19 protein-coding genes and 1 tRNA gene are annotated in these 21,523 nt (G+C 57.2%); 15 read left to right on the plus strand and 5 right to left on the minus strand.

Annotated elements, in window-relative coordinates:
* Positions 1-24 precede the first annotated feature (24 nt).
* Both ppsR and QZ487_RS04855 read right to left on the minus strand, forming a co-directional pair.
* Positions 25-1,446 (minus strand): transcriptional regulator PpsR, encoded by a 1,422-nt coding sequence (ppsR, locus tag QZ487_RS04850; protein WP_296023581.1) that lies wholly within the window; start codon positions 1,444-1,446, stop codon positions 25-27.
* An 18-nt stretch (positions 1,447-1,464) separates the two neighbouring features.
* The gene (locus QZ487_RS04855; protein WP_296023582.1) at positions 1,465-2,322 is read right to left on the minus strand and encodes a B12-binding domain-containing protein; all 858 of its coding nucleotides are present in this window, start codon (positions 2,320-2,322) and stop codon (positions 1,465-1,467) included.
* A gap of 318 nt (positions 2,323-2,640) precedes the next feature.
* Between QZ487_RS04855 and bchF the strand changes: the two genes are divergently transcribed.
* The 14 genes from bchF to hemA are packed head-to-tail and all read left to right on the plus strand — an operon-like array spanning position 2,641 to position 17,829.
* A complete protein-coding gene (bchF, locus tag QZ487_RS04860; RefSeq protein WP_296023583.1) occupies positions 2,641-3,108 on the plus strand; it encodes a 2-vinyl bacteriochlorophyllide hydratase in 468 nt (155 codons plus the stop codon).
* Complete coding sequence (locus tag QZ487_RS04865) at positions 3,105-4,385, plus strand: ferredoxin:protochlorophyllide reductase (ATP-dependent) subunit N (protein WP_285976638.1); 1,281 nt, start codon at positions 3,105-3,107, stop codon at positions 4,383-4,385. The genes bchF and QZ487_RS04865 overlap by 4 nt, the downstream gene beginning before the upstream one ends.
* A 2-nt stretch (positions 4,386-4,387) precedes the next feature.
* A complete protein-coding gene (gene bchB / locus QZ487_RS04870; RefSeq protein WP_285976639.1) occupies positions 4,388-5,935 on the plus strand; it encodes a ferredoxin:protochlorophyllide reductase (ATP-dependent) subunit B in 1,548 nt (515 codons plus the stop codon).
* On the plus strand, positions 5,925-9,509 hold the full coding sequence (locus QZ487_RS04875; protein ID WP_296023585.1) for a magnesium chelatase subunit H: 3,585 nt from the start codon (positions 5,925-5,927) through the stop codon (positions 9,507-9,509). Before bchB ends, QZ487_RS04875 begins: the two co-directional genes overlap by 11 nt.
* 10 nt (positions 9,510-9,519) lie before the next feature.
* Positions 9,520-10,419, plus strand: coding sequence for a ferredoxin:protochlorophyllide reductase (ATP-dependent) iron-sulfur ATP-binding protein (gene bchL / locus QZ487_RS04880; RefSeq protein ID WP_285976641.1), 900 nt, complete (start codon positions 9,520-9,522; stop codon positions 10,417-10,419).
* Positions 10,419-11,120, plus strand: coding sequence for a magnesium protoporphyrin IX methyltransferase (gene bchM, locus QZ487_RS04885; RefSeq protein WP_285976642.1), 702 nt, complete (start codon positions 10,419-10,421; stop codon positions 11,118-11,120). The genes bchL and bchM overlap by 1 nt, the downstream gene beginning before the upstream one ends.
* A 44-nt stretch (positions 11,121-11,164) precedes the next feature.
* Complete coding sequence (locus tag QZ487_RS04890; RefSeq protein ID WP_349665849.1) at positions 11,165-12,547, plus strand: BCD family MFS transporter; 1,383 nt, start codon at positions 11,165-11,167, stop codon at positions 12,545-12,547.
* Between the two features lie 22 nt (positions 12,548-12,569).
* Entirely contained in the window at positions 12,570-13,340 is a 771-nt protein-coding gene (gene puhA / locus QZ487_RS04895; protein WP_296023587.1) for a photosynthetic reaction center subunit H, read from the plus strand.
* On the plus strand, positions 13,337-13,945 hold the full coding sequence (puhB, locus tag QZ487_RS04900) for a photosynthetic complex putative assembly protein PuhB (RefSeq protein WP_296023590.1): 609 nt from the start codon (positions 13,337-13,339) through the stop codon (positions 13,943-13,945). Before puhA ends, puhB begins: the two co-directional genes overlap by 4 nt.
* A complete protein-coding gene (gene puhC / locus QZ487_RS04905) occupies positions 13,945-14,451 on the plus strand; it encodes a photosynthetic complex assembly protein PuhC (RefSeq protein WP_296023591.1) in 507 nt (168 codons plus the stop codon). The genes puhB and puhC overlap by 1 nt, the downstream gene beginning before the upstream one ends.
* On the plus strand, positions 14,451-14,738 hold the full coding sequence (locus QZ487_RS04910; protein ID WP_285976647.1) for a hypothetical protein: 288 nt from the start codon (positions 14,451-14,453) through the stop codon (positions 14,736-14,738). The genes puhC and QZ487_RS04910 overlap by 1 nt, the downstream gene beginning before the upstream one ends.
* The gene (gene acsF / locus QZ487_RS04915) at positions 14,735-15,823 is read left to right on the plus strand and encodes a magnesium-protoporphyrin IX monomethyl ester (oxidative) cyclase (protein ID WP_296023595.1); all 1,089 of its coding nucleotides are present in this window, start codon (positions 14,735-14,737) and stop codon (positions 15,821-15,823) included. Before QZ487_RS04910 ends, acsF begins: the two co-directional genes overlap by 4 nt.
* Positions 15,817-16,605, plus strand: a complete 789-nt coding sequence (gene puhE, locus QZ487_RS04920; RefSeq protein ID WP_285976649.1) for a putative photosynthetic complex assembly protein PuhE — start codon at positions 15,817-15,819, stop codon at positions 16,603-16,605. The genes acsF and puhE overlap by 7 nt, the downstream gene beginning before the upstream one ends.
* 3 nt (positions 16,606-16,608) lie before the next feature.
* Positions 16,609-17,829: a 5-aminolevulinate synthase gene (hemA, locus tag QZ487_RS04925; protein ID WP_285976650.1), complete on the plus strand. Its 1,221-nt coding sequence runs from the start codon at positions 16,609-16,611 to the stop codon at positions 17,827-17,829.
* A gap of 82 nt (positions 17,830-17,911) precedes the next feature.
* Here the strand turns inward: hemA and QZ487_RS04930 are convergent, their stop codons facing one another.
* The gene (locus QZ487_RS04930; protein WP_367114430.1) at positions 17,912-18,427 is read right to left on the minus strand and encodes a cytochrome c family protein; all 516 of its coding nucleotides are present in this window, start codon (positions 18,425-18,427) and stop codon (positions 17,912-17,914) included.
* A gap of 508 nt (positions 18,428-18,935) precedes the next feature.
* Here QZ487_RS04930 and QZ487_RS04935 point away from each other — a divergent pair.
* Complete coding sequence (locus tag QZ487_RS04935; protein WP_285976651.1) at positions 18,936-20,162, plus strand: saccharopine dehydrogenase NADP-binding domain-containing protein; 1,227 nt, start codon at positions 18,936-18,938, stop codon at positions 20,160-20,162.
* Between the two features lie 228 nt (positions 20,163-20,390).
* On the opposite strand, the gene QZ487_RS04940 is transcribed toward QZ487_RS04935, so the two are convergent.
* A tRNA-Leu gene (locus QZ487_RS04940) sits at positions 20,391-20,477 on the minus strand.
* Between the two features lie 121 nt (positions 20,478-20,598).
* Positions 20,599-21,477, minus strand: coding sequence for an MJ0042-type zinc finger domain-containing protein (locus QZ487_RS04945; protein WP_296023597.1), 879 nt, complete (start codon positions 21,475-21,477; stop codon positions 20,599-20,601).
* Positions 21,478-21,523 lie beyond the last annotated feature (46 nt).

Below are 21,523 nucleotides of genomic sequence, written 5' to 3' on the forward strand. Positions count from 1 at the left end.
GACACTCCTTGTGTCAATCTGTTATTACTCGGCATCTGCAGGCAAATTGCCGAGCCCGTAGCGGTGTAATTTCGAGTACAGACTTTGCCGGCTGAGCCCCAAGATTTCCGCAGCCGAGGCACGGTTATCCGAGGTGTACTTAAGCGCTGCTTCGATACACAGCCGTTCGATCAGATCGGTGCTCTCTCGCACGATGTCTTTCAGTGACATTCGACCAACCAATTCAGTCAATTGCTCGACTGAGCGTGGCATTTCCTGCGGCATTGGCGGCAGGTCGCCCAAGCGTCGCGCGATCGGCCGGATCACTAGGCCGATATGCGGAGATTCCTTGCCGGTCTGCACAGCGGATAGCTCAATCGGCTCACCTTGGCCTGCGTCGTTTGCGCCGATTACGCTGTTCACATTGCGAGCATAACCTTGCTTTTGTAGCTGGCTTGAAATCAAGTCGAGGTCGATGCCTGGGCGACCCACAAACTGACCCAACGGCTGCCCGCGAATCTGATTGATGCTGGCCACTCCAGTCAACTCTGCGAAGGCCGTGTTGGCAGCGACAATATGCCAATTTGCGTCCGTCAGCACGAAAGCATCGGGCATGGCCTCAAGAGTATCCATGACCGCTGTTTCTGGCGCGTTTTCAACTCGCGCATGCCTGTTAAAACGAATCAGCACGAAAAGCTTGCCGATTTGACGGAATCCCGTCGCGTTGAGCTCAAGTTTGGTGCCTTTCACGGCAAGATTGGCATTGATTGGCGATACAGAGCTTGAAGTCAGTGCTGCGCCTAGCAGTCCAATCAGCGGTTCGCGCGCTGTGCGGTCAAACCATGCCAAGAATTTGCTGCCGATCAAGCTTCCCGGTTTCGCTAGAAGCAAGGTGTGGGCCGCGGGATTGGCTTCAACAATGCGGCGGTTTTCGCTGTCTAGGATCAGCACTGGTTCGCCGGACATTTCGAACAATAGACGGTAACGGGTTTCGAGCTGGCGGAGCCGCAAATAATCACGTTCCAGCGACTGTTGGGCTTGTAACAATCGGAGCTGCAATGCGGCAGCATCCCGCATGTCGCGCCCTAGCGCCAGTCGCAGTGCCCCCCCGCTCAGCCTGAGTAAGCGGTAACTTACTGGAATATCGCCGCTTGAACCCTTGTGATTGACTTGTCGTGCCGCAGGTGCTTCGCCATTGGTCTTCTTGACTGCGAGTAAGGCTTCGATCTTGGGCCAGCTCTCGGAAGTGGTGGTGTCCTGCCATTTCTCGCCGATCCATTGCGGCAGATCGGGAAAGCCAGTCAAATCAGCAGAACCGTCAACAATGGTTCCAGCCTCATCGATCACGAGCACAATATCGCCTGCGCTCATAGCCAGATGAACCGCGTCTTCCGGCGCGATCTCATCTTTCAATAAGGCAGTATCATCGAAACTTCGATGGTCTGCGATGCTGCGCTTTGGAGGCATGCGCTGCTCCGGTTACAGTTACGGCACGGGTGAAGTGACAGGCAATGATCCTGCTACAATTCTCTCCGCTAGTGCCAAGGCTGAACGTGCATCTTCAGCAGTCCCATCTGCTCCTGCCCTCAGCGCTAGGGAAGGATCAGCATTAATCAGTGGTCCACCAATGATGACACGCACGTTGGAATTTTTGGACACGCTTCGAATTGCAGTAATCAGATCTGAGATCGAAGCGGTAAGGCAATCGCAGCTGACGGTCAATCCGACCAAGTCGAATGAACGTTCAGCTAAAATATGAATGAGCTCGTGCCGTTGCGGCTCAAGCAAAACTTCTGTTTGCCAACCTGCATTGGCAAAAATCTCTTCGACAACCAGTGAACCGAAATTGTGTCGTTCGTCCGGGAACGGAGAGAATAGCGCGCTATGATGCGCATCCAGCGAATCAAACTGTTTGCTGATGGTCATTGCACATTCGCGCAAGACCCCTCGGAGTGTCCAAAGTCCAAGGGTGACATCTACAAAGTCGCATTGATCTTCTTCCCAGAGCTTGCCGAGCAGTCGTGCAGATTCTGGCAAGACATCCACAAGGATCGACTCGGTGCTGACCCCGGCTTGGCGCAGCTTGTCTACTTCGCTGTGCAGATCGTCTGCTTCGCGTTCAAGAGCAAGTGGAGCGAATCGCTTGATCTCCGCTTGCTTCGCCCGCCGGCCTTCGAAGAATTCCGAGCGCTTGCTTCCAGCAGAATGAACGACCAGTAGACGGGGGATAATTTCACTTTGAATCAATCCGTTAATGGATCTTATCTGATCCGGATCAGAATTGCTTCCGTTGGCCGGGCGAGGGTCATTCGCCGGGCTGTTATCGCTTAAGTCGTTTTCCATGCGTGAGGCCGAAGAGCCAGAGCGATTCACCAACTCCATCAAAGGCCCTCCCTAAATTATAGCGGCGCGGATTGCGACAGCTCGGTCAGGTCGATTGATGTAATTCGACTCGACACTTGCCCGCTTTTCTTACGCTTAAATGTCAAGCCCTGCAATGCAGATGTGTCAATTTCGCTTGGCGTCAAGATAGCTTGACACTTGGGGGTGTCCAAGCTTAGTTTCACTTTAGTTCAGCAGAGGCAGAAAGCTTTGCAATCTAGAGGGGATAGTTTCGGGTCCCATACCGCGCGAGATAGCGGCGGAATTGGGCAAACGGCATTGGCGCTCTACACTCCAGAAGAGCGCCGGCGGCGGGACGAATCTGGCTGGACTCTGGTTCAGGGAATACTCGCACCGATCCAGTTCCTTGTTTTTCTTCTCAGTCTTGTATTGGTCGCGCGCACGCTTTTGACAGGCGACGGCGCATATGCGGCAGACATGTCAATCGTTGCTAAAATCCTGATTCTCTACACCATCATGGTGACAGGCTCGATCTGGGAGAAAGTCGTGTTTGGCAAATGGCTGTTTGCCGAGCCGTTCTTCTGGGAGGATGTGTTCTCAATGCTCGTGCTCGCGCTGCACACGGCTTATCTCGTGATGCTGTTCGGAGGGATCGGGGGCTTGCAGGAGCGGATGCTGGTCGCGCTTGTAGCTTATGCAGCCTACGTCATCAATGCCGGTCAATTCCTGCTGAAGCTGCGCGCGGCCCGCTTACAAGCGAGTGAGACTTTGGCGGTGACCGGGTGAGCGGCCTCGCGCCTGCGGGGCTTGATCGTGCGGATTACGCGCCGATCCTTCGTGAACGCGGCCAGCGCGAGGTTTTTTGCGGGCTCACAGGAATTATCTGGCTTCACCGCAAAATGCAGGATGCGTTCTTCCTTGTCGTCGGCTCACGCACCTGTGCGCATTTGCTACAATCGGCTGCGGGCGTGATGATCTTTGCTGAGCCGCGCTTTGCGACAGCGATTATCGAAGAACGCGATCTGGCGGGCATGGCGGATTGCCATGAAGAGCTGGAGCGCGTGGTAGAACGGCTGCTCGCGCGTCGCCCTGAGATCAAGACGCTGTTCCTAGTCGGCTCGTGCCCGTCCGAAGTGATCAAGCTTGACCTAGCTAAGGCAGCCGAGAAGCTTGGTGCACGCCATGCGGGGGAGGTTCGCATCCTCAATTATTCCGGCAGCGGTATCGAAACGACATTCACGCAAGGCGAAGACGCGTGCCTCGCTTCGCTGGTGCCGGAAATGCCTGCCTCGGTTCCTGATGCGGCCCTCGAACTGCTGCTGGTTGGATCGCTGCCAGATATCGTCGAGGACCAGTTCCTACGTCTTTTTGCAGAGCTCGGAATCGCGCGGGTCGGTGTGCTGCCAGCGCGCAGGTCTGGTGAGCTACCGCCGGTTGGTATAAACACACGCTTTCTGCTGGCGCAGCCTTTCCTGGGAGAAACCGGTTTGGCCTTGGAGCGCCGCGGTGCGGTGCATCTGCCGGCGCTATTCCCTTTTGGCGCCGAAGGCACGACCGCCTGGCTCAAGGCAGCGGCCGAAGTGTTCGGCGTGGACGAAATGCATTTTAACCGTGTGATCGCGCCGGGCCGTGAACGCTCCAAGCGGGCGCTCGCGCCGATGCGCGAAAGGCTCGACGGAAAGCGCATCTTCTTCATGCCCGATTCTCAGCTAGAAGTGCCACTGGCACGTTTCCTTGCAAATGAATGCGGGATGGAGCCGCTTGAAGTTGGCACACCGTACCTCCACCGGGCACATCTGGCAGATGAGCTGATCGCATTGCCTGAAACCGCCCGGCTGAGCGAGGGCCAAGACGTCGATAAGCAGCTCGACCGTGTACGTGCCGAGAAGCCTGATCTTACTGTATGCGGGTTAGGCCTTGCCAACCCGCTTGAGAGCGAAGGCCTGACCACTAAATGGGCGATCGAACTCGTTTTCTCGCCGATTCACGGTTTTGAACAGGCCGGCGATCTTGCTGAACTCTTTGCGCGCCCGCTCCGGCGGCGCGATGTGCTGGAGGTTTAGCGATGCAGCTGGCTGTCTGGACATATGAAGGTCCGCCGCATGTCGGCGCAATGCGCGTGGCGACAGCGATGACTGGCATGCATTACCTGTTGCATGCGCCGCAGGGTGACACCTATGCCGATCTTCTGTTTACGATGATCGAACGGCGCGGCAAGCGCCCACCGGTCACTTATACAACCTTCCAGGCGCGCGACTTGGGCAAGGATACAGCCGAACTGTTCCAGCAGGCTGCGCGCGATGCATTGGAACGCTACAAGCCGCAAGCGCTGATGGTCGGTGCCTCATGCACGGCAGAACTAATTCAGGACGATCCGGCAGGTCTTGCCGATGCCATGCGGCTTGATTGCCCGGTGATCCCGCTCGAGCTTCCAAGTTATCAGCGCAAGGAAAACTGGGGGGCGGCAGAAAGCTTCTACCAGATTGTCCGCAAGTTGGCTGATCCGGAGGTATCCGCAGGGCCAACCGAAGGGCGCTGTGCCAAAGTAAACCTGCTCGGTCCGACCGCGCTAGGCTTCCGTCATCGCGACGACGTGGCGGAGGTTCGCAAGCTGCTTGATCAACTGGGATGCGAAGTAAACCTTGTCGCTCCGCTCGGCGCGTCGCCGCAAGACATTACCCGCATTGGTGCGGCAGACTTCAACATCGTGCTGTACCCTGAGATTGGGGATGAAGCCGCGCGCTGGCTGGAGCGGGAGTTCGGCCAGAAGGCCGTGCGAACTGTTCCAATCGGTGTCGGCGCAACGCGCGATTTTATCCGCGAAGTGGCAGAGCTTGCCGGGGTTGATCCGGAGCCTGCGCTGGCAGACACAAACTCGCGTATGCCGTGGTGGAGCCGCTCTGTCGACTCGACCTATCTCACTGGCAAGCGCGTCTTCATTTTTGGCGATGCGACGCACGTTGTGGCGGCTGCTCGCGTTGCAAGCGAGGAACTGGGCTTCGAAATCTGCGGACTTGGCTGCTATAATCGCGAATTCGCGCGCGATGTGCGCGCAGCTGCCGCAAAATACGGCATCGAACCGCTAATCTCCGACGATCACTTGGAGGTCGAGGAGGCCATTTCTGCCGCTTCCCCCGAGCTGGTGCTTGGCACGCAGATGGAGCGCCATATTGCCAAGCGGCTGGGGCTCGCTTGTGCTGTGATCAGCGCGCCGGTGCATGTGCAGGATTTCCCCGCACGTCATAGCCCACAAATGGGTTTCGAGGGTGCAAATGTGATCTTTGACACGTGGGTTCATCCGTTGGTGATGGGCCTGGAAGAGCATTTGCTGACCATGTTCCGCGAAGACTTCGAATTTTCCGATGAAGCTGGTCCATCGCATCATGCCGCGCACGCATCAAAAGCGCACGTTGAGACCTCAGCGCCCGAGGAAACGCCGATCGCCGCCAATGAAGCGCAATGGACGGAAGAAGCCGAGCGCGAACTCAAGAAGATTCCATTTTTCGTGCGTGGAAAGGCCCGCCGGAACACAGAAGCATTCGCCGTTGAACAGGGGCGCGCGGCGATCGACCTCGAAACGCTCTATGACGCGAAGGCGCATTATGCACGGTAGAGGCCACCCTCCTGTGCGCGTCGCGATTGTGACGCTGGACAACCACTTGAAAGGGGCGGTAGATCGCGCCAGTGCTGAGCTGGCGGCAGACAATGTCTTGCTAAGCTTGCATGCAGCATCCGATTGGGAGCGCGAGGACGGCGCTTACAAACGTACGCTCGATGCGATCGAGCACGCGGACATCATCATTGCGACCATGTTGTTTCTGGATGATCATATCCGCATGGTTCTGCCTGCGCTGGAGGCGCGGCGCGACAATTGCGATGCGATGCTGGGCCTGATGTCAGCCGGCGAAGTGGTCAAACTCACTCGCATGGGCGGCTATGACATGAACAAGCCCGCCAAGGGCATGCTTGCCATGCTGAAAAAGCTGCGCGGTTCGAAAAAGGCGGGTGCAAGCTCTGGCGCGGGGCAAATGAAGATGCTGCGCCGACTCCCTATGATCCTGCGCTTCATCCCAGGCACCGCGCAAGACGTGCGTGCCTATTTCCTGACGTTGCAGTATTGGCTTGCCGGGTCAGATGAGAACGTCGTTGCGATGGTGCGCTGCCTGATCGACCGCTACGCTTCAGGCGACCGGCTGACGCGGCGCGGCATGACGCCAGCGGATGCGCCGGTCGAATACCCTGAAGTCGGGGTTTACCACCCGCACACACGACAGCGCATTTCGGAAAGCCTGCGCTTGCTACCGCGCAAACAGGGCAAGCATGGTACAGTCGGGCTGCTGCTGCTGCGTTCGTACCTTCTTGGCCGCGACACCGGGCATTACGACGCAGCTATTGAAGCTCTCCAAAATGCCGGAATGAAAGTTGTTCCGGTCTTCGCGAGCGGGCTCGACGCACGAGCAGCGATCGAGAAATTTTTTGTCGACCGTGACGGATGCCCATCTGTCGATGCCATCGTGAATCTGACCGGGTTTTCGCTCGTCGGAGGGCCGGCTTACAATGATGCTGATGCCGCGGTCGAAACACTTTCCGAGCTCGATATCCCTTACATAGCCGCCCATGCGCTCGAGTTTCAGAGTGTCGAAGAATGGCGCGGCCGGCACCAAGGCTTGTTGCCGCTCGAAGCGACGATGATGGTCGCGATTCCAGAACTGGACGGAGCGATCTTGCCGAGCATCTACGGCGGCCGCTCGGGCAAGGGGACAGACGTCTGCGAAGGTTGCGAGCGCAAGTGCCAACTGCCGGACAATAACGGCCTTCGCGCCATGCAGGGCTGCCCCGAGCGCGCAGAAGCTTTGGCGGCCAAAGTTGTCAAATTGATAGCGTTGCGCAAGTCAAAGCGCGCACAGCGCAAACTTGCCATGGTGCTGTTCAACTTCCCGCCAAATGCAGGCGCAACCGGCACTGCCGCGTTCCTAGCGGTGTTTGAATCGCTGCATGCAACGTTGAAACGGCTCGGTGATGAGGGGTACTCGGTAGAGGTGCCTGAGACTGTCGAGGCCTTGCGCGAAGCGATCCTCAAGGGAAATTCGGAACGGTTTGGCAGCGATGCCAATGTTGCAGCGCGCATCGCGACTGACGATTATGTGCGCAGCGAACCGCATTTGGCAGAGATCGAAGCGCAATGGGGACCCGCGCCTGGTCGCCAGCAATCGGACGGGACCGGCATCCATGTGCTTGGCGCACATTTCGGCAATGTGTTTGTTGGAGTGCAACCCGCGTTTGGTTATGAAGGCGATCCTGTACGGTTGCTGTTCGACGGAACATTCACGCCGACTCACGCCTTCAATGCTTTTTATCGCTGGCTGCGCGAAGATTATGGCGCGCATGCAGTGCTTCATTTCGGTACACACGGAGCGCTGGAATTCATGCCGGGTAAGCAATCAGGCATGTCTGGCGAATGCTGGCCTGAGCGGTTGATAGGCGATCTGCCGAATTTTTATCTCTATGCTGCCAACAATCCTTCCGAAGGTATTCTGGCCAAGCGACGCTCTGGCGCGACTTTGGTTAGCTATCTCACCCCTCCACTTGCGCAGGCGGGGCTGTACAAAGGGCTGAGCGAGCTCAAAGCGAGCCATGACCGCTGGCGCACGATGGAAGAAGGTGAAGAGCGGAAGCAGCTCACAGCCTTGCTGACAGAGCAAGCGACGGATCTTGGATTTGAGAATATTGCGCTAGAAGACCTCGCCCAACAGCTCTATGAGCTTGAAAATGCACTTATTCCCAATGGCTTGCATGTGCTGGGCAAGAAACCAATCGATGCCGAGCGAGCCGACTGGCAAGCCGCGTTCGTCGAATTTGATCCTGAAGCTGACACAGAACAACTAAGCGCGCGTATTGACGCTTGTGACGAATTGGGCGGACTCATCCACGCTCTCGACGCAGGTTACGTTGCGCCTGCGCCCGGCGGCGATATCCTCGTCAACCCCGAGGTATTGCCGACCGGGCGCAACATACACGGCTTTGACCCTTTCCGCATCCCCAGCCGCTTTGCGTGCGAGCAGGGTGCAGCGCAGGCAGAAGAATTGCTCTCACGGCACAGCGAAGCGGGCGAAGCTTTCCCGGAGAGCTTGGCAATGGTTCTTTGGGGCACGGACAATTTGAAGAGCGAGGGCGTGCAAGTCGCGCAAGCGCTGCGACTGATCGGTGCCCGGCCGCGGCTGGATGGCTATGGCAAGCTGGCCGGAGCTGAGCTGATCCCGCTGGAAGAACTTGGTCGCCCGCGCATCGATGTGGTGATGACGTTGTCGGGCATTTTCCGCGATCTGCTGCCGCTGCAAACGCGTATGCTGGCTGAAGGTGCGTTGTTGGCCTCGCAGGCGGATGAGCCGCTGGAAATGAACTTTGTGCGTAAGCACAGCCTAGCCCACCAAAGCACCCATCAATGCGATTTCGAGACAGCTAGCTTGCGGGTCTTCTCCAATGCCGAAGGTGCATATGGTGCGAATGTAAATCAGTTGGTCGATGGCGGCGTCTGGACCGATCCGGACGAGTTGGCGAATGCTTTCGAGACGCAAAAGGGCTTTGCCTACGGGGTAAAGGGCACGCCGGTGCAGCAGCGCGAACTCTTGCGCAGCGCTCTTGCGGAAGTGGAATTTTCGTATCAAAATCTAGAAAGCGTCGAAGTCGGCATCACTGACCTGGATCAGTATTTCGATGGGCTTGGCGGGATCAACCGATCGATCGCCCGCGCGCGCGGCAAGGAAGCGCCGATTTATATCGTCGATTCGACGCAAGGCCGCACCAAGGTGCGCACACTCGCCGAACAGATCGGCCATGAAACACAGACTCGTACGCTTAACCCCAAATGGTTCGAAGGTATGCTCAAGCATGGCTACGAAGGCGTGCGTAGTATCGAAGGCCATGTGACCAACACGATGGGTTGGTCTGCCACCACGGGCCAGGTCGAACCTTGGGTCTACCAGAAGATCAGTGAGACTTTCGTGCTCGACAGGGAGATGCGCGAGCGTCTCTCGAAGCTGAACCCCAAAAGCTCTGCAAGAGTTGCGAACCGGCTGATCGAAGCCTGCGAGCGACATCTGTGGGAGCCTGACGAAGCAACGCTCGAGGCGTTGCGCGAAGCCAATAACGACCTCGAGGATCGTCTCGAAGGCGTGATTGCGGAATGAGGATGAGACTATGAACCTGCTAGACCCCAAATCACGCTTTACCCCGCCGGATGGCGAAGGATCAATGCAGGTCCAACTCGACCCGCGAGACGAAATCAAGGGCGCGAAGGTATTTGCGGTCTATGGCAAGGGGGGGATCGGCAAATCGACTACTTCGTCCAACCTTTCAGCCGCTTTTTCAAAGCTCGGTCACCGTGTGCTGCAGATCGGCTGTGATCCCAAGCATGACAGCACATTCACGCTCACGAAGAAGCTCATGCCGACTGTGATCGATGTTCTGGAAACGGTCGAATTCCATGCAGAGGAGTTGAGGCCGGAAGACTATATGTTCGAAGGTTACAACGGTGTGATGTGTGTTGAAGCGGGCGGGCCGCCAGCTGGTACGGGCTGCGGCGGCTACGTTGTGGGGCAGACCGTGAAATTGCTGAAGCAGCACCACTTGCTTGAAGATACCGATGTGGTGATCTTCGATGTACTGGGCGACGTGGTCTGCGGCGGTTTTGCAGCGCCATTGCAACACGCCGAGCGGGCGCTGGTTGTCGCTGCCAACGATTTCGACAGCATTTTCGCGATGAACCGCATCGCCGCTGCCATCAAAGCGAAGTCCAAGAATTACGAAGTGCGGCTGGCAGGCGTTATTGCCAATCGCTCGCGTGAGACTGATGAGATTGACCGGTTCGCGGCAGCCACAGGGCTCGAGCGTCTAGCGCACTTTCGCGATGTTGATGCGATCCGTCGTTCCCGTCTCAAAAAATGCACGCTGTTCGAAATGGATGAGGCGGAGGAAGGCGTTCTGGAAGCGCAGGCCGAATACTTGCGGCTCGCGAGGATGCTGTGGGACGGCGTTGAACCGCTGGAAGCCAATCCGATGAAGGATCGCGAAATCTTTGACTTTCTGGGGTTTGAGTGATGGCAACGCATGCTCCCACTAACTACGACGCGCAGCGCGAGAAGCTGGCTGAGTATTTCGATCGCACTGCGCGCAAGGCGTGGATCGATCTGACCAGCGATGCAAAGGTTAGCGGTATCCGCGCGACTGTGCGCGCTGGGCGCGAGCGGATGCGTGATACTCTCCTTGGCTGGCTGCCTCAAGATCTGCGCAGGACGCGAATTCTTGACGCCGGCTGTGGGACAGGTGCTCTGAGCGTCGCTGCCGCATGTCGCGGCGCTGAAGTCACCGGAGTCGATGTTGCTTCAGGCCTTGTCGACATTGCCCGCGAACGTACGCCCAGCTTTATAGGGCACGGCCGAATTGATTGGCATGCGGGCGATATGCTGAATCCAGCTTTTGGCGAATTCGATCATATCGTCTTGATGGACTCGCTGATCCACTACCTAGCGGGAGATATTGTTTCGACACTTGCGCAGCTTTCCAAGCGGTGTCACGGGTCTATTGTTTTCACCTTTGCGCCGCATACAGCTGCGCTTGGCGCGATGCACAAGATCGGCAAGATTTTCCCGCGCTCGGACCGTTCGCCAGCTATCATTCCAGTTGCCGAAAGTGATCTGCGCCAGCGGCTCGCTAGCCTTTCTGGTTGGCAGATTGGACGGACGCAGCGGATTTCGAGCGGCTTTTACACTTCGCAAGCGATGGAACTGGTGAAGCTCTGATGGCGGCAAGCGATCCTCTTTTTCTGAGATGGAGCCGGGTAGCGATGACCTGGCTGCCCTTTGCGGATGCTGCGAGTATTGACTTGCCATTGTCACGTCTATTGCGGCTGTCACTGTTCCAGGTCAGTGTCGGTATGGCGACAGTGCTGCTCAACGGCACACTCAACCGCGTCATGATCGTCGAGCTGAGCGTTCCGACATGGCTGGTCGCGTTGCTTATCGCGCTGCCGCTGCTGATTGCACCACTGCGTGTGCTGATGGGTCACAAGTCAGATACTCACCGTTCGGCGATCGGATGGAAACGTGTGCCCTATATCTGGATTGGGACCACACTGCAGTTTGGCGGGCTGTCGATCATGCCCTTCGCGCTTCTGCTCTTGAGCCGTCCAGAGAATTTTACGCTCGGCATTACCGCGAGCATCGCAGCCTTCCTGCTGACAGGGGCAGGTATTCATATGACGCAAACGGCGGGCCTGGCGCTGGCAACCGATATGGCAGAGCCGGACAAGCGGCCCCGCGCAGTCGCGCTGCTTTATGTGATGCTGCTAATCGGCATGATGTTCGCAGCGCTTGTGATGGGTGCCATGCTGCGTGACTTTACTCCCACGCGATTGGTTCAGGTCATCCAAAGCGCGGCCATGTTGACGGCGATACTCAATCTGATTGCGCTGTGGAAGCAAGAGGGACGCAGCCCAGCGGTTATCTCCAAGGAAACTCCGCGACCACCGTTCAAGCAGATGTGGCGCGAGTATCTTGATCGTCCGGATACGGGCCGTCTTCTGCTTGCGATCGGGCTGGGTACCGCTGGCTTCTCGATGCAGGATGCACTGCTTGAACCCTTTGGCGGCGAGATTCTCGGCATGTCAGTGGGTGCAACCACCAGCCTGACCGGCGCGTGGGCATTTGGAGCATTGGTTGGCTTCGCGCTGGCGGCCCGTGCCCTTGGTAAGGGCCGCAACCCGCTTCGTATGGCCGGTTTCGGTGCAGTCGCCGGAATTTCCGCCTTTGCGATGGTCTTGTTTGCAGCGCCTCTGGATGCGCCTGCGCTCATTTACACCGGTGCATTGACCATAGGATTGGGTGTTGGCCTGTTTTCGGTCGGCACTCTGGTTGCCTCGATGGCGCTTGCAAAAGATGGCGGCGCTGGCTTGGCATTGGGGGCCTGGGGCGCTGTCCAGGCCAGTTGTGCGGGCTTGGGCATCGCTGCGGGCGGCCTGATCCGTGATTTTACCACAGCGTATGTGATGGCAGACGGACTGGGCGAAACACTTGCGGTTCGCTCGACCGGCTACGGCACCGTCTACGTTCTCGAAATTCTCCTCCTGCTGGGCACACTAATCGTGCTTGGTCCTTTGGTCGGGCGCGGCCGTTCGGAGGAGCTTCTGGGCCAATCGGGCCCGTTCGGACTGCAAGAGTTTCCGACATGACAGCGCGCGAAAGGATGTTGTGATGACTGACGGCAATATTGTGGGCACGATAGATGTCGCTGAATTGGCGCTTTATCTGTTTTTCCTATTTTTCCTGGCTCTGGTTTTCTGGCTAAGGCGCGAGGATCGGCGCGAAGGCTATCCGCTGGAGGATGAGATGACCGGCCTGGTCCACGGCGAAGGTGGCCCCCTGCACACGGCAAGCACGAAGACCTTCAAGCTACCGTTCGGCAAAGGCAGCGTGACTGCGCCGACCAAGGGCCGCGAGCCTGTCGATATTGCGGCGAAGCGGTTTGAAAACCATGCTGGTTCGCCAATCATCCCGACCGGGAATCCACTGAAAGACGGCATTGGCCCGGCTGCCTATGCCCAGCGCTCAGACTTCCCGGACCAATATGCCGATGGGGCATTACGGATCGTACCGATGCGAAGCGACGATCATTTCTCAGTCGCAAGCTTCATGTTCAGCCGTAATCCCGTTGGGTTGAAAGTAAATGGGGCTGACGGCAAGGAAGCTGGCACCGTGACTGACCTGTGGGTTGACCGTGCAGAGAGTGTGGTGCGCTATCTGGAAATCCAGACGGGCGGTGGCAGCGTACTCGCGCCGATCACCATGGCGATGGTGCACAAGGACTCGGTTGAGATTGATGCGATCAACGCAGCCGATTTTGCAGATGCGCCTAAGCTTGCAACGCCAGGTCAGGTCACCCGGCTCGAGGAGGACAAGATCTGCGGCTACTTTGGTGGCGGCTATCTTTACGCCAATGAGGCAAGGCAGGAGCCGATCATATGATGGAATACGACGCAGAGCCGATCCGTGGACTGCCAGGCAATTTGCCTGAAGGCGAGCGGATCCTGTGGCAAGGCACGCCGGACTGGCGTGTCTTCACGCGCAGCGCGCTCTTCGGGCGATGGATCGCAGGCTACTTCGCGCTGTTGGCGTTGTGGTCCATCGCCAGCGGCGGATTTGGAGGAGCATTGGCAAGCGTGGTTGCAGGGTTCGCAACCTGCGGTCTCCTCATAGGCTTTGCGATGCTGGTCGAGAAAACGACTGTCTACACCATAACCAATCGCCGGGTTGTGCTGCGAATTGGGGTTGCGCTGAACAAATGCATCAATCTGCCATTGAAGCTGATTGGCTCTGCCGATTTGCGGCCGCTGGGCGGTGATCACGGCGATATCGCTTTGACAACGACGGAGCGGCACGGACTTGGCTATCTCATGCTGTGGCCGCATGCGCGTCCGCTGCGTTTCAGCAAACCTCAACCGATGCTTCGCGCTTTACCCAATGCTCAGGAAGTAGCGCAAATCCTCGCAGATGCTTGCGCAATGGTTACCCGCACCCAGCCAAACGAAGAATTGGCCGTACCGGGCGGCATTGAAAGGGCCGTCGCATAATGAATCAAACACTCACACCTTCGCCGCACCACTCGCATAGTCATGAAAACACTGTGCCGCGCCCAGCGCTGATCATGGCAGGCGCGCTGGTTGCGCTGTCGATTGTGCTGACCGCTACCGTATCGTTTGGCTATGTCGATCGCGAAGCGGTGCCGCAGGTCGAGCGTGCGAAAGCTGCAGTGGCTCCGGCGCAAATGCGTCAACTGCGGTTTGAAGATGTGGCAAATGGCAATGTGCGTGTCTCTGATGCGGAAACTGGTAAACTGGTCTTGCTCGTCGAGCAGGATACTCAAAGCGGAGGCTTTATTCGCGGTGTCATGCGCGGATTGGCGCGCGAGCGACGCATGCACGGGATCGGATCAGTGCCGCCTTTCGAACTGACGTTATGGCAGGATGGATCGCTGTCGCTGCACGACACGGCAACCGGACGCGATGTTGAACTGGGTGGATTTGGCAATGACAACCGTGTGGTCTTCATGGAGCTGCTCGACGGGGCAGGCGCATAATGGCGCGCAGGAGATTCAATGTCCCGTGTGAGATCGCGGTGGAGCAGAGTGAAGATCATTTTCATGCACATGTGGAACTTGCCCATGGCATCGAAATGCAGCCAGGTGACCAAGTGCTGGTCCACGGCGATCCTATCTCCATCCCTTTTGGCCGGCGCGAGGTATTTCACCGCACTGCGACCGTTACCAGAGCCGGGCCGGTTGAACGCGCGCTGACGCGCTTCGCGGCCTATTTCGATCTCAAGGAACTTTACGAAGTCAGCTTCAACCCAGGGAGGATCAAATGAACGCGCCCGCAAAGATCGACACTGCCCAGAACAATGGCATGATGACGAGCGAGGAAGCGATGGCCCTTGCGACGCAGGACACAGTGCTGACGCCGCGTTTCTATACCACCGATTTCGATGCACTTGATGCGATAGACGTTTCGTTGGTGAGAGATGAATGGGACCAGCTGATCGCGGAAATGGTCGGCGATCCCAACAAGATACACTTTCGCCACAAGAACGATTTTGCCGGGATCATTGAAGGCCTTGAGCCAAAACTACGAGCGGAATTTACCGATTTCCTCGTCAGCTCGATGACGTCTGAATTTTCCGGTTGTGTGCTCTATGCCGAGATTGCCCGGCGGACGAAGAACCCGGACGTAAAGCAGCTTTTCAAACTGCTCGCGCGCGATGAAAGTCGCCATGCCGGTTTTATCAATGAGAGCCTCAAGGATGCGGGGATCGGGGTCGATCTGAGCTTTCTGACCAAGACCAAGAAGTACACCTATTTCAAGCCCAAGTTCATCTGGTACGCGGTCTATCTGTCAGAGAAAATCGGCTATGCGCGCTATATTGCGATCTACCGGCACTTGGCAGCAAACCCTCAAAACAAGTTTCACCCGATCTTCGACTGGTTCGAGGAATGGTGCAATGACGAGTTTCGCCATGGTGAAGCCTTTGCGATGCTGATGCGAGCGGATCCCAAGCTGCTGAAAGGCCACAACAAGCTTTGGATCCGGTTCTTCCTGCTGTCGGTCTACGCCACCATGTATGTGCGTGATCACAACCGCCCGGTGTTCCACAAGGCATTGGGTATCGATCCAACCGAGTATGATTACAAGGTCTTCTCGATCTGCAATCAGATATGCCGCCAGGTCTATCCGGTCGAACTCGACATCGACAGCCCGAAATTCCGAGCTTGCATGGAAGCGCTGCGTCAGGCTGCGTTGCGGATCGAAGAAGGTAAGGCACAAGGTGGTATGGGCGGCTTTGCCAAACGCATCAGCGGTATGGCTGGTGCGGGCTTCAACTTTGCGCGCATGTATTTCCATCGAGCCAAGCGCAACACGCTGCCAGCAACAATCCGGCTGCAACCAGCATGGTAAGTTGGCAAGGCCATATCCTGCCGGTGATTGTCACTGTAGCGGTCTGGTTTCTGGCAACAGGAATGATCGCGTGGCTCGATAATCGCCAACGCGCGACTTTTCCGCGCAGCCTGCTGCTGTCAGGCGGGGTCGGTTTGGCTGGCTTGGTCGCGATCCTGTTCGCCATGCAATATGCGCAAGTCTGGGCTGTCTATCTGGCGTTCATGGGAGCGTTGATGGTCTGGTCCTGGCAAGAAATCGCTTTTCTGACAGGCGCTGCCACCGGTCCGCGGCGCGAGGAGATTTCGCCTGGCAGTACCGGCTGGCAGCGTTTTTCCGAAGCGAGTGCAACGGTGATCCATCATGAGATTGCTTTGGTCTTGTCCGCCTTGATGCTCATCACGCTGACGTGGACTGCACCAAATCAGATCGGGGCGATGACTTTTGTGTTGCTCTATACACTCCGGCTGTCAGCCAAGCTCAATATCTTTGCCGGAGTACCAAATTCGGCGACGGATATTCTGCCTGCGCATTTGTCTTATCTCAAATCATATTACGGGCCCAAGCGGTTAAGGTTAGAGTTGGTGATTTCGATCGCGGCGGTCTGCGCCTTTGCCTATTGGACCGGTTTGCGCGCGATGGAAGCGGCAGCTGGCAGTGCCGAAGCAGTGGGGGCAAGCCTGCTGTTCGCGCTCGCTGCACTTGGTGCACTCGAACATCTGTTTTTGGCGTTGCCATTTCGCGATGGCGCGCTGTGGGGCTGGGCACTGCCCAAGAGGATCACGCTGGAAGAGGAAAGTTAAGCCATGGATTTCGATGCCTTTTTCAAGGAGCAGCTTGACGAAATTCGCGAAGACGGGCGTTACCGCGTCTTCACCGATATCAAGCGGCACCGTGGGTCTTTCCCGCATGCCACACGGTTTGTCGACGATGAAACTCAGGCAGTGACTGTATGGTGTTCGAACGACTATCTCGGCATGGGGCAGCACCCGGTGGTACTGGAGGCAATGCACAATGTGCTCGACGAATGCGGTGCAGGCGCTGGCGGCACGCGCAACATTTCTGGCACCAATCATTATCACGTCGAGCTGGAACGCGAGTTGGCCGATCTGCACGGCAAGGAAGCTGCGCTGTTGTTCACCTCAGGTTACGTCTCTAACTGGGCCGGCCTGGGCACGCTCGCCTCCAAGATTCCCGGCTGCGTGGTCTTTTCAGATGCGCTTAATCATGCGTCCATGATTGAGGGCATTCGCCATAGCCGCGCACCCTATAAGATCTGGAACCACAGCGATGTTGATGATCTGGATTGTAAGCTATCAGACTTTGGCCCGGATGTGCCAAAGCTGGTCGCGTTCGAAAGCGTCTATTCGATGGACGGCGATATCGCGCCCATCGCCGAAATTCTCGATGTGTGTGAGAAGCATGGCGCGATGACTTACATCGACGAAGTTCATGCAGTTGGCCTATACGGTCCGCGCGGTGGCGGCGTGGCCGAGCGTGAAGGTTTGATGGACCGCATCACCGTTATCGAAGGCACACTGGGTAAGGCGTTCGGCGTCATGGGCGGCTACATCGCCGGATCAGCAGATCTGGTTGATTTCGTTCGCAGCTTCGCCAGCGGATTTATCTTCAGCACTGCTTTGCCGCCCGCAGTTGCTGCAGGTGCTGCTGCCAGCATTCGGCACTTGAAGAACAGCGATGCCGAGCGCGAGCAACAGCGCGAGCGGGTGGCTGAAGTGCGCCGCAAGCTTGATATGCTCGGTATTCCGCATTTGCCGAACCCCAGTCACATCATTCCGGTAATGGTGGGGGATGCCAAGAAGTGCAAGATGATCAGTGATTGGCTGATGGATAACCACGGTATCTATGTACAGCCGATAAACTATCCGACAGTTCCGGTTGGAACCGAACGTCTACGGCTTACCCCTTCGCCTGTACACGATGACGGGGACACGGACCGCTTGATCCACGCTCTCAGTGACATCTGGTCGCAATGCGAGTTGGCGCGGGGCTCGATCGCCGCCTGAGCCTCAATCCGGTCCCCACAAAGAAAAAGAGCGCGAAGCCTATGGGCCTTGCGCTCTTTCTAATTTGTTTGAGTGGTATGGTTTAACTGCCGGTCGTCTGCAGATATGCGATCACATTGGCGCGGTCCTGGCCATCTTTCAGGCCAGCGAATGCCATTTTGGTGCCCGGAATTACGCGGCGCGGATCTTCCAGATATTGGAACATCTTCTCAGGTGTCCAAGTAATGCCGCTGTTCGCGTTGGCTTCGGTATAGTTGTAGCCATCGATGCTGCCTGCTGCACGCCCAACAATCCCCGCCAGCGATGGACCGACACGGTTCACGCCCGGCTCGACCACATGGCAAGAGGCGCACTGCATGAAGGTCTTTTCGCCCGCCGCTGCCTCGCCGGTGAAATCAGCCAGTGTGGTGCCATCGAGTGTTGCGACATCGTCAGCCGCAGGCGCTGAAGGCTCTTCAACCGCGGCTTCTTCTGCGGGACCCACTTCTTCAGTTGTCGTTTCTTCGGTCGCGGCCGGCTCGCTCTCGCCGCCACCGCAGGCCGCAAGCAACAATGCCGATGCGCTAGCCATTAGACCAAGTTGGAGCTTCTTCATCATCTACCCTTTCCATCGTTCCAATTTCAGCCGGAACACTTTTAAATAACGCACAGCCCAGCATTTGGTGCCAAGCCTGCACAAGAATTTCTATTCGAGACAAAGTGATCCAACCATCACTCACCGACGATCATAACGCAAGCAAGCGAGCAGCGCAATTAGCTGACTTTGCTCATGCATGCATGATTGCATATCGAGATAAACGTGCGGACGAACCGATGATCTGGTTTGAACTAAGCGCGCCTTCCCACTGGGCGAGTAACATGGTCAATTCTTTTGCATTAGTGCGAACCTGCCAGACGGAAGCGTCTTTTACCGTTCTTGTAAGCCAAAGTTCTTCCTCTGCTTGAGCGGCTCGGATGGGGCCTTCATCAACTTTGGTGGATACCGCATACGCCTCACAGCAACGCTTCCATTGTGTCAGAGCGTTACTCAGAGTAGTGTTCCTACCTACCCAAGCTTTCTATCAAGCCTTGGACCCCAAACATCCCAGTTCACAGCAGGAACGTCCATGACCGAGAAAGCCAAATTTGATCTTGTCGTCTATGGTGCCACCAGTTTTGTGGGGGCAATCACAGCGGAATACATCCTCTCGAAATACGGTATCGGTGGTGATGTGAGCTGGGCCATCGCTGCTCGCTCGCCAGCCAAGCTCGCCGCTCTGAAAGAGAAATTAGGCGAAGGCGCGGCAGATTTGCCAACGCTTATAGCTAATTCGGACGAGGAGGCATCGCTTGCCGATGTGTGCGCGCAAACGCGCCTCGTTATCTCCACCGTCGGTCCATACGCGCTTTATGGAGAAAAGCTGGTCAAGGTTTGCGCGACCAGTGGCACCCACTATTGCGACCTTACAGGCGAGGTTCAGTGGATTTCCGCGATGCTGGATAAGTATGGCGAGACTGCGCGCGAAAGCGGGGCGCTGATCGTCAATTGCTGCGGCTTTGACTCAATACCAAGCGACCTTGGTACGCATTTTCTGCAGAACTATGCGACGGAGACTACCGGTGGCCCCTGCGAGACAGTCGAATTCGGGGTCGAAGCGGCCAAAGGGGAGTTCAGCGGAGGCACAGTCGCCAGCCTGCTTAATGTACTGAAGGAAGCGGGAGCCGATCCGTCCTTGCGCAAGAAGCTCGCGGACCCTTACCTTATGTGTCCCGATGACTATCACAACACAGCCAAACAACGCACAGAGGCACGTTACTACAGCGATGCGCTAAAATCATGGTGTGCGCCCTTTGTCATGGCGGGGATCAACACGCGGATCGTGCAACGCACCAACGCGCTGCAAGGCAATCGCTATGGTGAGAATTTTCGTTATTCCGAATACACAATGACCGGTGATGGCTTTCGGGGCCGCTTGGGGTCAATTGCGATGACACTGGGCATGGGTGGTTTCATGGGCGTTCTGGCTCTGCCACCTACACGCTGGCTGGCTGAAAAATTTCTGCCAAAGCCAGGCGAAGGACCTTCGAAAGAGGTTCAGGAGGCCGGCTTTTTCAAGATCAAGCTGGCCGGCACCACCTCAAGCGGTGAGGTCGTGAGAGTGCGGGTTACCGGCGACCGAGACCCCGGATACGGCTCCACTGCCAAGATGCTTGCAGAGGCGGGGCTGTGCATTCTCGACACTGCTGAAACTGGCAAGAATGCGGGAGGGTTTTGGACCCCCGCTTCCCTCATGGGAGATGCTTTGGTGGAGCGGCTTGAGGCAAATGCAGGACTGACTTTCGAAACACTGTAACTCGCGGACACGTTTTTCGACATATCCGGATAGCGCGGCTGGGCATAGCCGCTCGTTCGGTAAAGGCTGGGCAGTTCGGTAATTGAACCTAAAGGCGGGCTCGCTATTGACTGAGCGTACCACTTAAACGGTTGCATTTAGTGTTCATGCAACCGCAATCGGTAACCGAAAAATCTCGGTGACACCTCGGGACCTGGCGAACATATTATCACCTATGTGAAAGGTAATTGGTGCGGTCGAGAAGACTCGAACTTCCACGGGCGTTAGCCCACAACGACCTCAACGTTGCGCGTCTACCAGTTCCGCCACGACCGCACCGAGTCAGACAAAGGTTGGTAAATCCCTTTGCGGATAGGAGCGCGCCACTAGCAACCACTGTGTCGCTTCGCAAGCGTTTTGGACTCATTAAATGGGCAGCGCTGCCCGGGGCGTTATTCTAGCGTGGCTTCCAGCCGATTTCGATCTCAGCGGCAGAGCGCGGCACGTCCAGCATCGCCTCGGTGATCGACACGGTTTCGCCGGGCAATAGCTCGCTCTTCGGTGGCACAACTTCCCAGGTGTAGACGATCCGCCGCTGCCCATCGCGCAGCACGATCAAGATCGTCGGCACATTCAGGCTTTCACGCGCGTCATTAGTCACAGTGCCTTGAACTTCGAGATATTCGGTCCCGTTGGGCAACGTCCGAACGTCTTGCTGCTCTGGCGGGAAGTCGAGCTGCAGCCCGTCTTGCTGCATTCCGAATACCGGCCGTTCGATCGGCACCCAGGCGGGGAGGCCCCAAATGTTCACCGCGACGATCGCAGCGCCGGCGCTCACAGCAAACAAAAGAGCTGCCGCAGTCCAGATCTTGATCGGATTGCGCCGTGGGCGAAAGGGCGGCTCGTGATCGAATTGCGAATAGTCGTCGTCGGAAGAGTACGTCTCAAACACTGTCTCGACTGCCGGCTTGACAAAACTTGGTTCTGGTTCGGGTCGAGATTCAGGCTCCGGTTCGGCGGAAACCTGTCCACTCTGCTCAGCTTTGGTTTCCGCTTCGGGCGTCTTCCAGAAATTCACCGACGGTTGCGATGGATCCTCGCTATCCCCGGGCCCGGCAACCGCGGTGTCTTCTTCCGGTTCGGGCGAAGCGCGGGTCTCTGCCTGATCAGACGGTTTCTCGCTGGGCGTCGGCTGCTCCGGTTCAGTGTCCGGGACATTTCCGTCCTGAAACCAGCTGCGTTTGCATTTGGCGCAGCGCACTGTGCGCCCTTCAATACCGATCGCCGCATCAGGCACCACATATCGTGTGTGACACTCGGGACAGGCAATGATCATGGGGTAATCCTCTAGGCGGGCGGTGCAGGCGCAACAAGCCTGACAC

It is taken from the genome of uncultured Altererythrobacter sp., from assembly GCF_913057185.1.
Taxonomy (GTDB): domain Bacteria; phylum Pseudomonadota; class Alphaproteobacteria; order Sphingomonadales; family Sphingomonadaceae; genus Erythrobacter; species Erythrobacter rubellus.

Coding starts and splice junctions, on each gene's coding strand:
- QZ487_RS04930 (WP_367114430.1), bottom strand. CDS start 18,427: ATGATGAAGAAGCTCCAACTTGGTCTAATGGCTAGCGCATCGGCATTG.
- puhA (WP_296023587.1), top strand. CDS start 12,570: ATGACTGACGGCAATATTGTGGGCACGATAGATGTCGCTGAATTGGCG.
- hemA (WP_285976650.1), top strand. CDS start 16,609: ATGGATTTCGATGCCTTTTTCAAGGAGCAGCTTGACGAAATTCGCGAA.
- QZ487_RS04875 (WP_296023585.1), top strand. CDS start 5,925: ATGCACGGTAGAGGCCACCCTCCTGTGCGCGTCGCGATTGTGACGCTG.
- QZ487_RS04935 (WP_285976651.1), top strand. CDS start 18,936: ATGACCGAGAAAGCCAAATTTGATCTTGTCGTCTATGGTGCCACCAGT.
- bchB (WP_285976639.1), top strand. CDS start 4,388: ATGCAGCTGGCTGTCTGGACATATGAAGGTCCGCCGCATGTCGGCGCA.
- bchL (WP_285976641.1), top strand. CDS start 9,520: ATGAACCTGCTAGACCCCAAATCACGCTTTACCCCGCCGGATGGCGAA.
- QZ487_RS04890 (WP_349665849.1), top strand. CDS start 11,165: ATGACCTGGCTGCCCTTTGCGGATGCTGCGAGTATTGACTTGCCATTG.
- puhE (WP_285976649.1), top strand. CDS start 15,817: ATGGTAAGTTGGCAAGGCCATATCCTGCCGGTGATTGTCACTGTAGCG.
- bchM (WP_285976642.1), top strand. CDS start 10,419: ATGGCAACGCATGCTCCCACTAACTACGACGCGCAGCGCGAGAAGCTG.
- QZ487_RS04910 (WP_285976647.1), top strand. CDS start 14,451: ATGGCGCGCAGGAGATTCAATGTCCCGTGTGAGATCGCGGTGGAGCAG.
- ppsR (WP_296023581.1), bottom strand. CDS start 1,446: ATGCCTCCAAAGCGCAGCATCGCAGACCATCGAAGTTTCGATGATACT.
- puhB (WP_296023590.1), top strand. CDS start 13,337: ATGATGGAATACGACGCAGAGCCGATCCGTGGACTGCCAGGCAATTTG.
- puhC (WP_296023591.1), top strand. CDS start 13,945: ATGAATCAAACACTCACACCTTCGCCGCACCACTCGCATAGTCATGAA.
- QZ487_RS04855 (WP_296023582.1), bottom strand. CDS start 2,322: ATGGAAAACGACTTAAGCGATAACAGCCCGGCGAATGACCCTCGCCCG.
- acsF (WP_296023595.1), top strand. CDS start 14,735: ATGAACGCGCCCGCAAAGATCGACACTGCCCAGAACAATGGCATGATG.
- QZ487_RS04945 (WP_296023597.1), bottom strand. CDS start 21,477: ATGATCATTGCCTGTCCCGAGTGTCACACACGATATGTGGTGCCTGAT.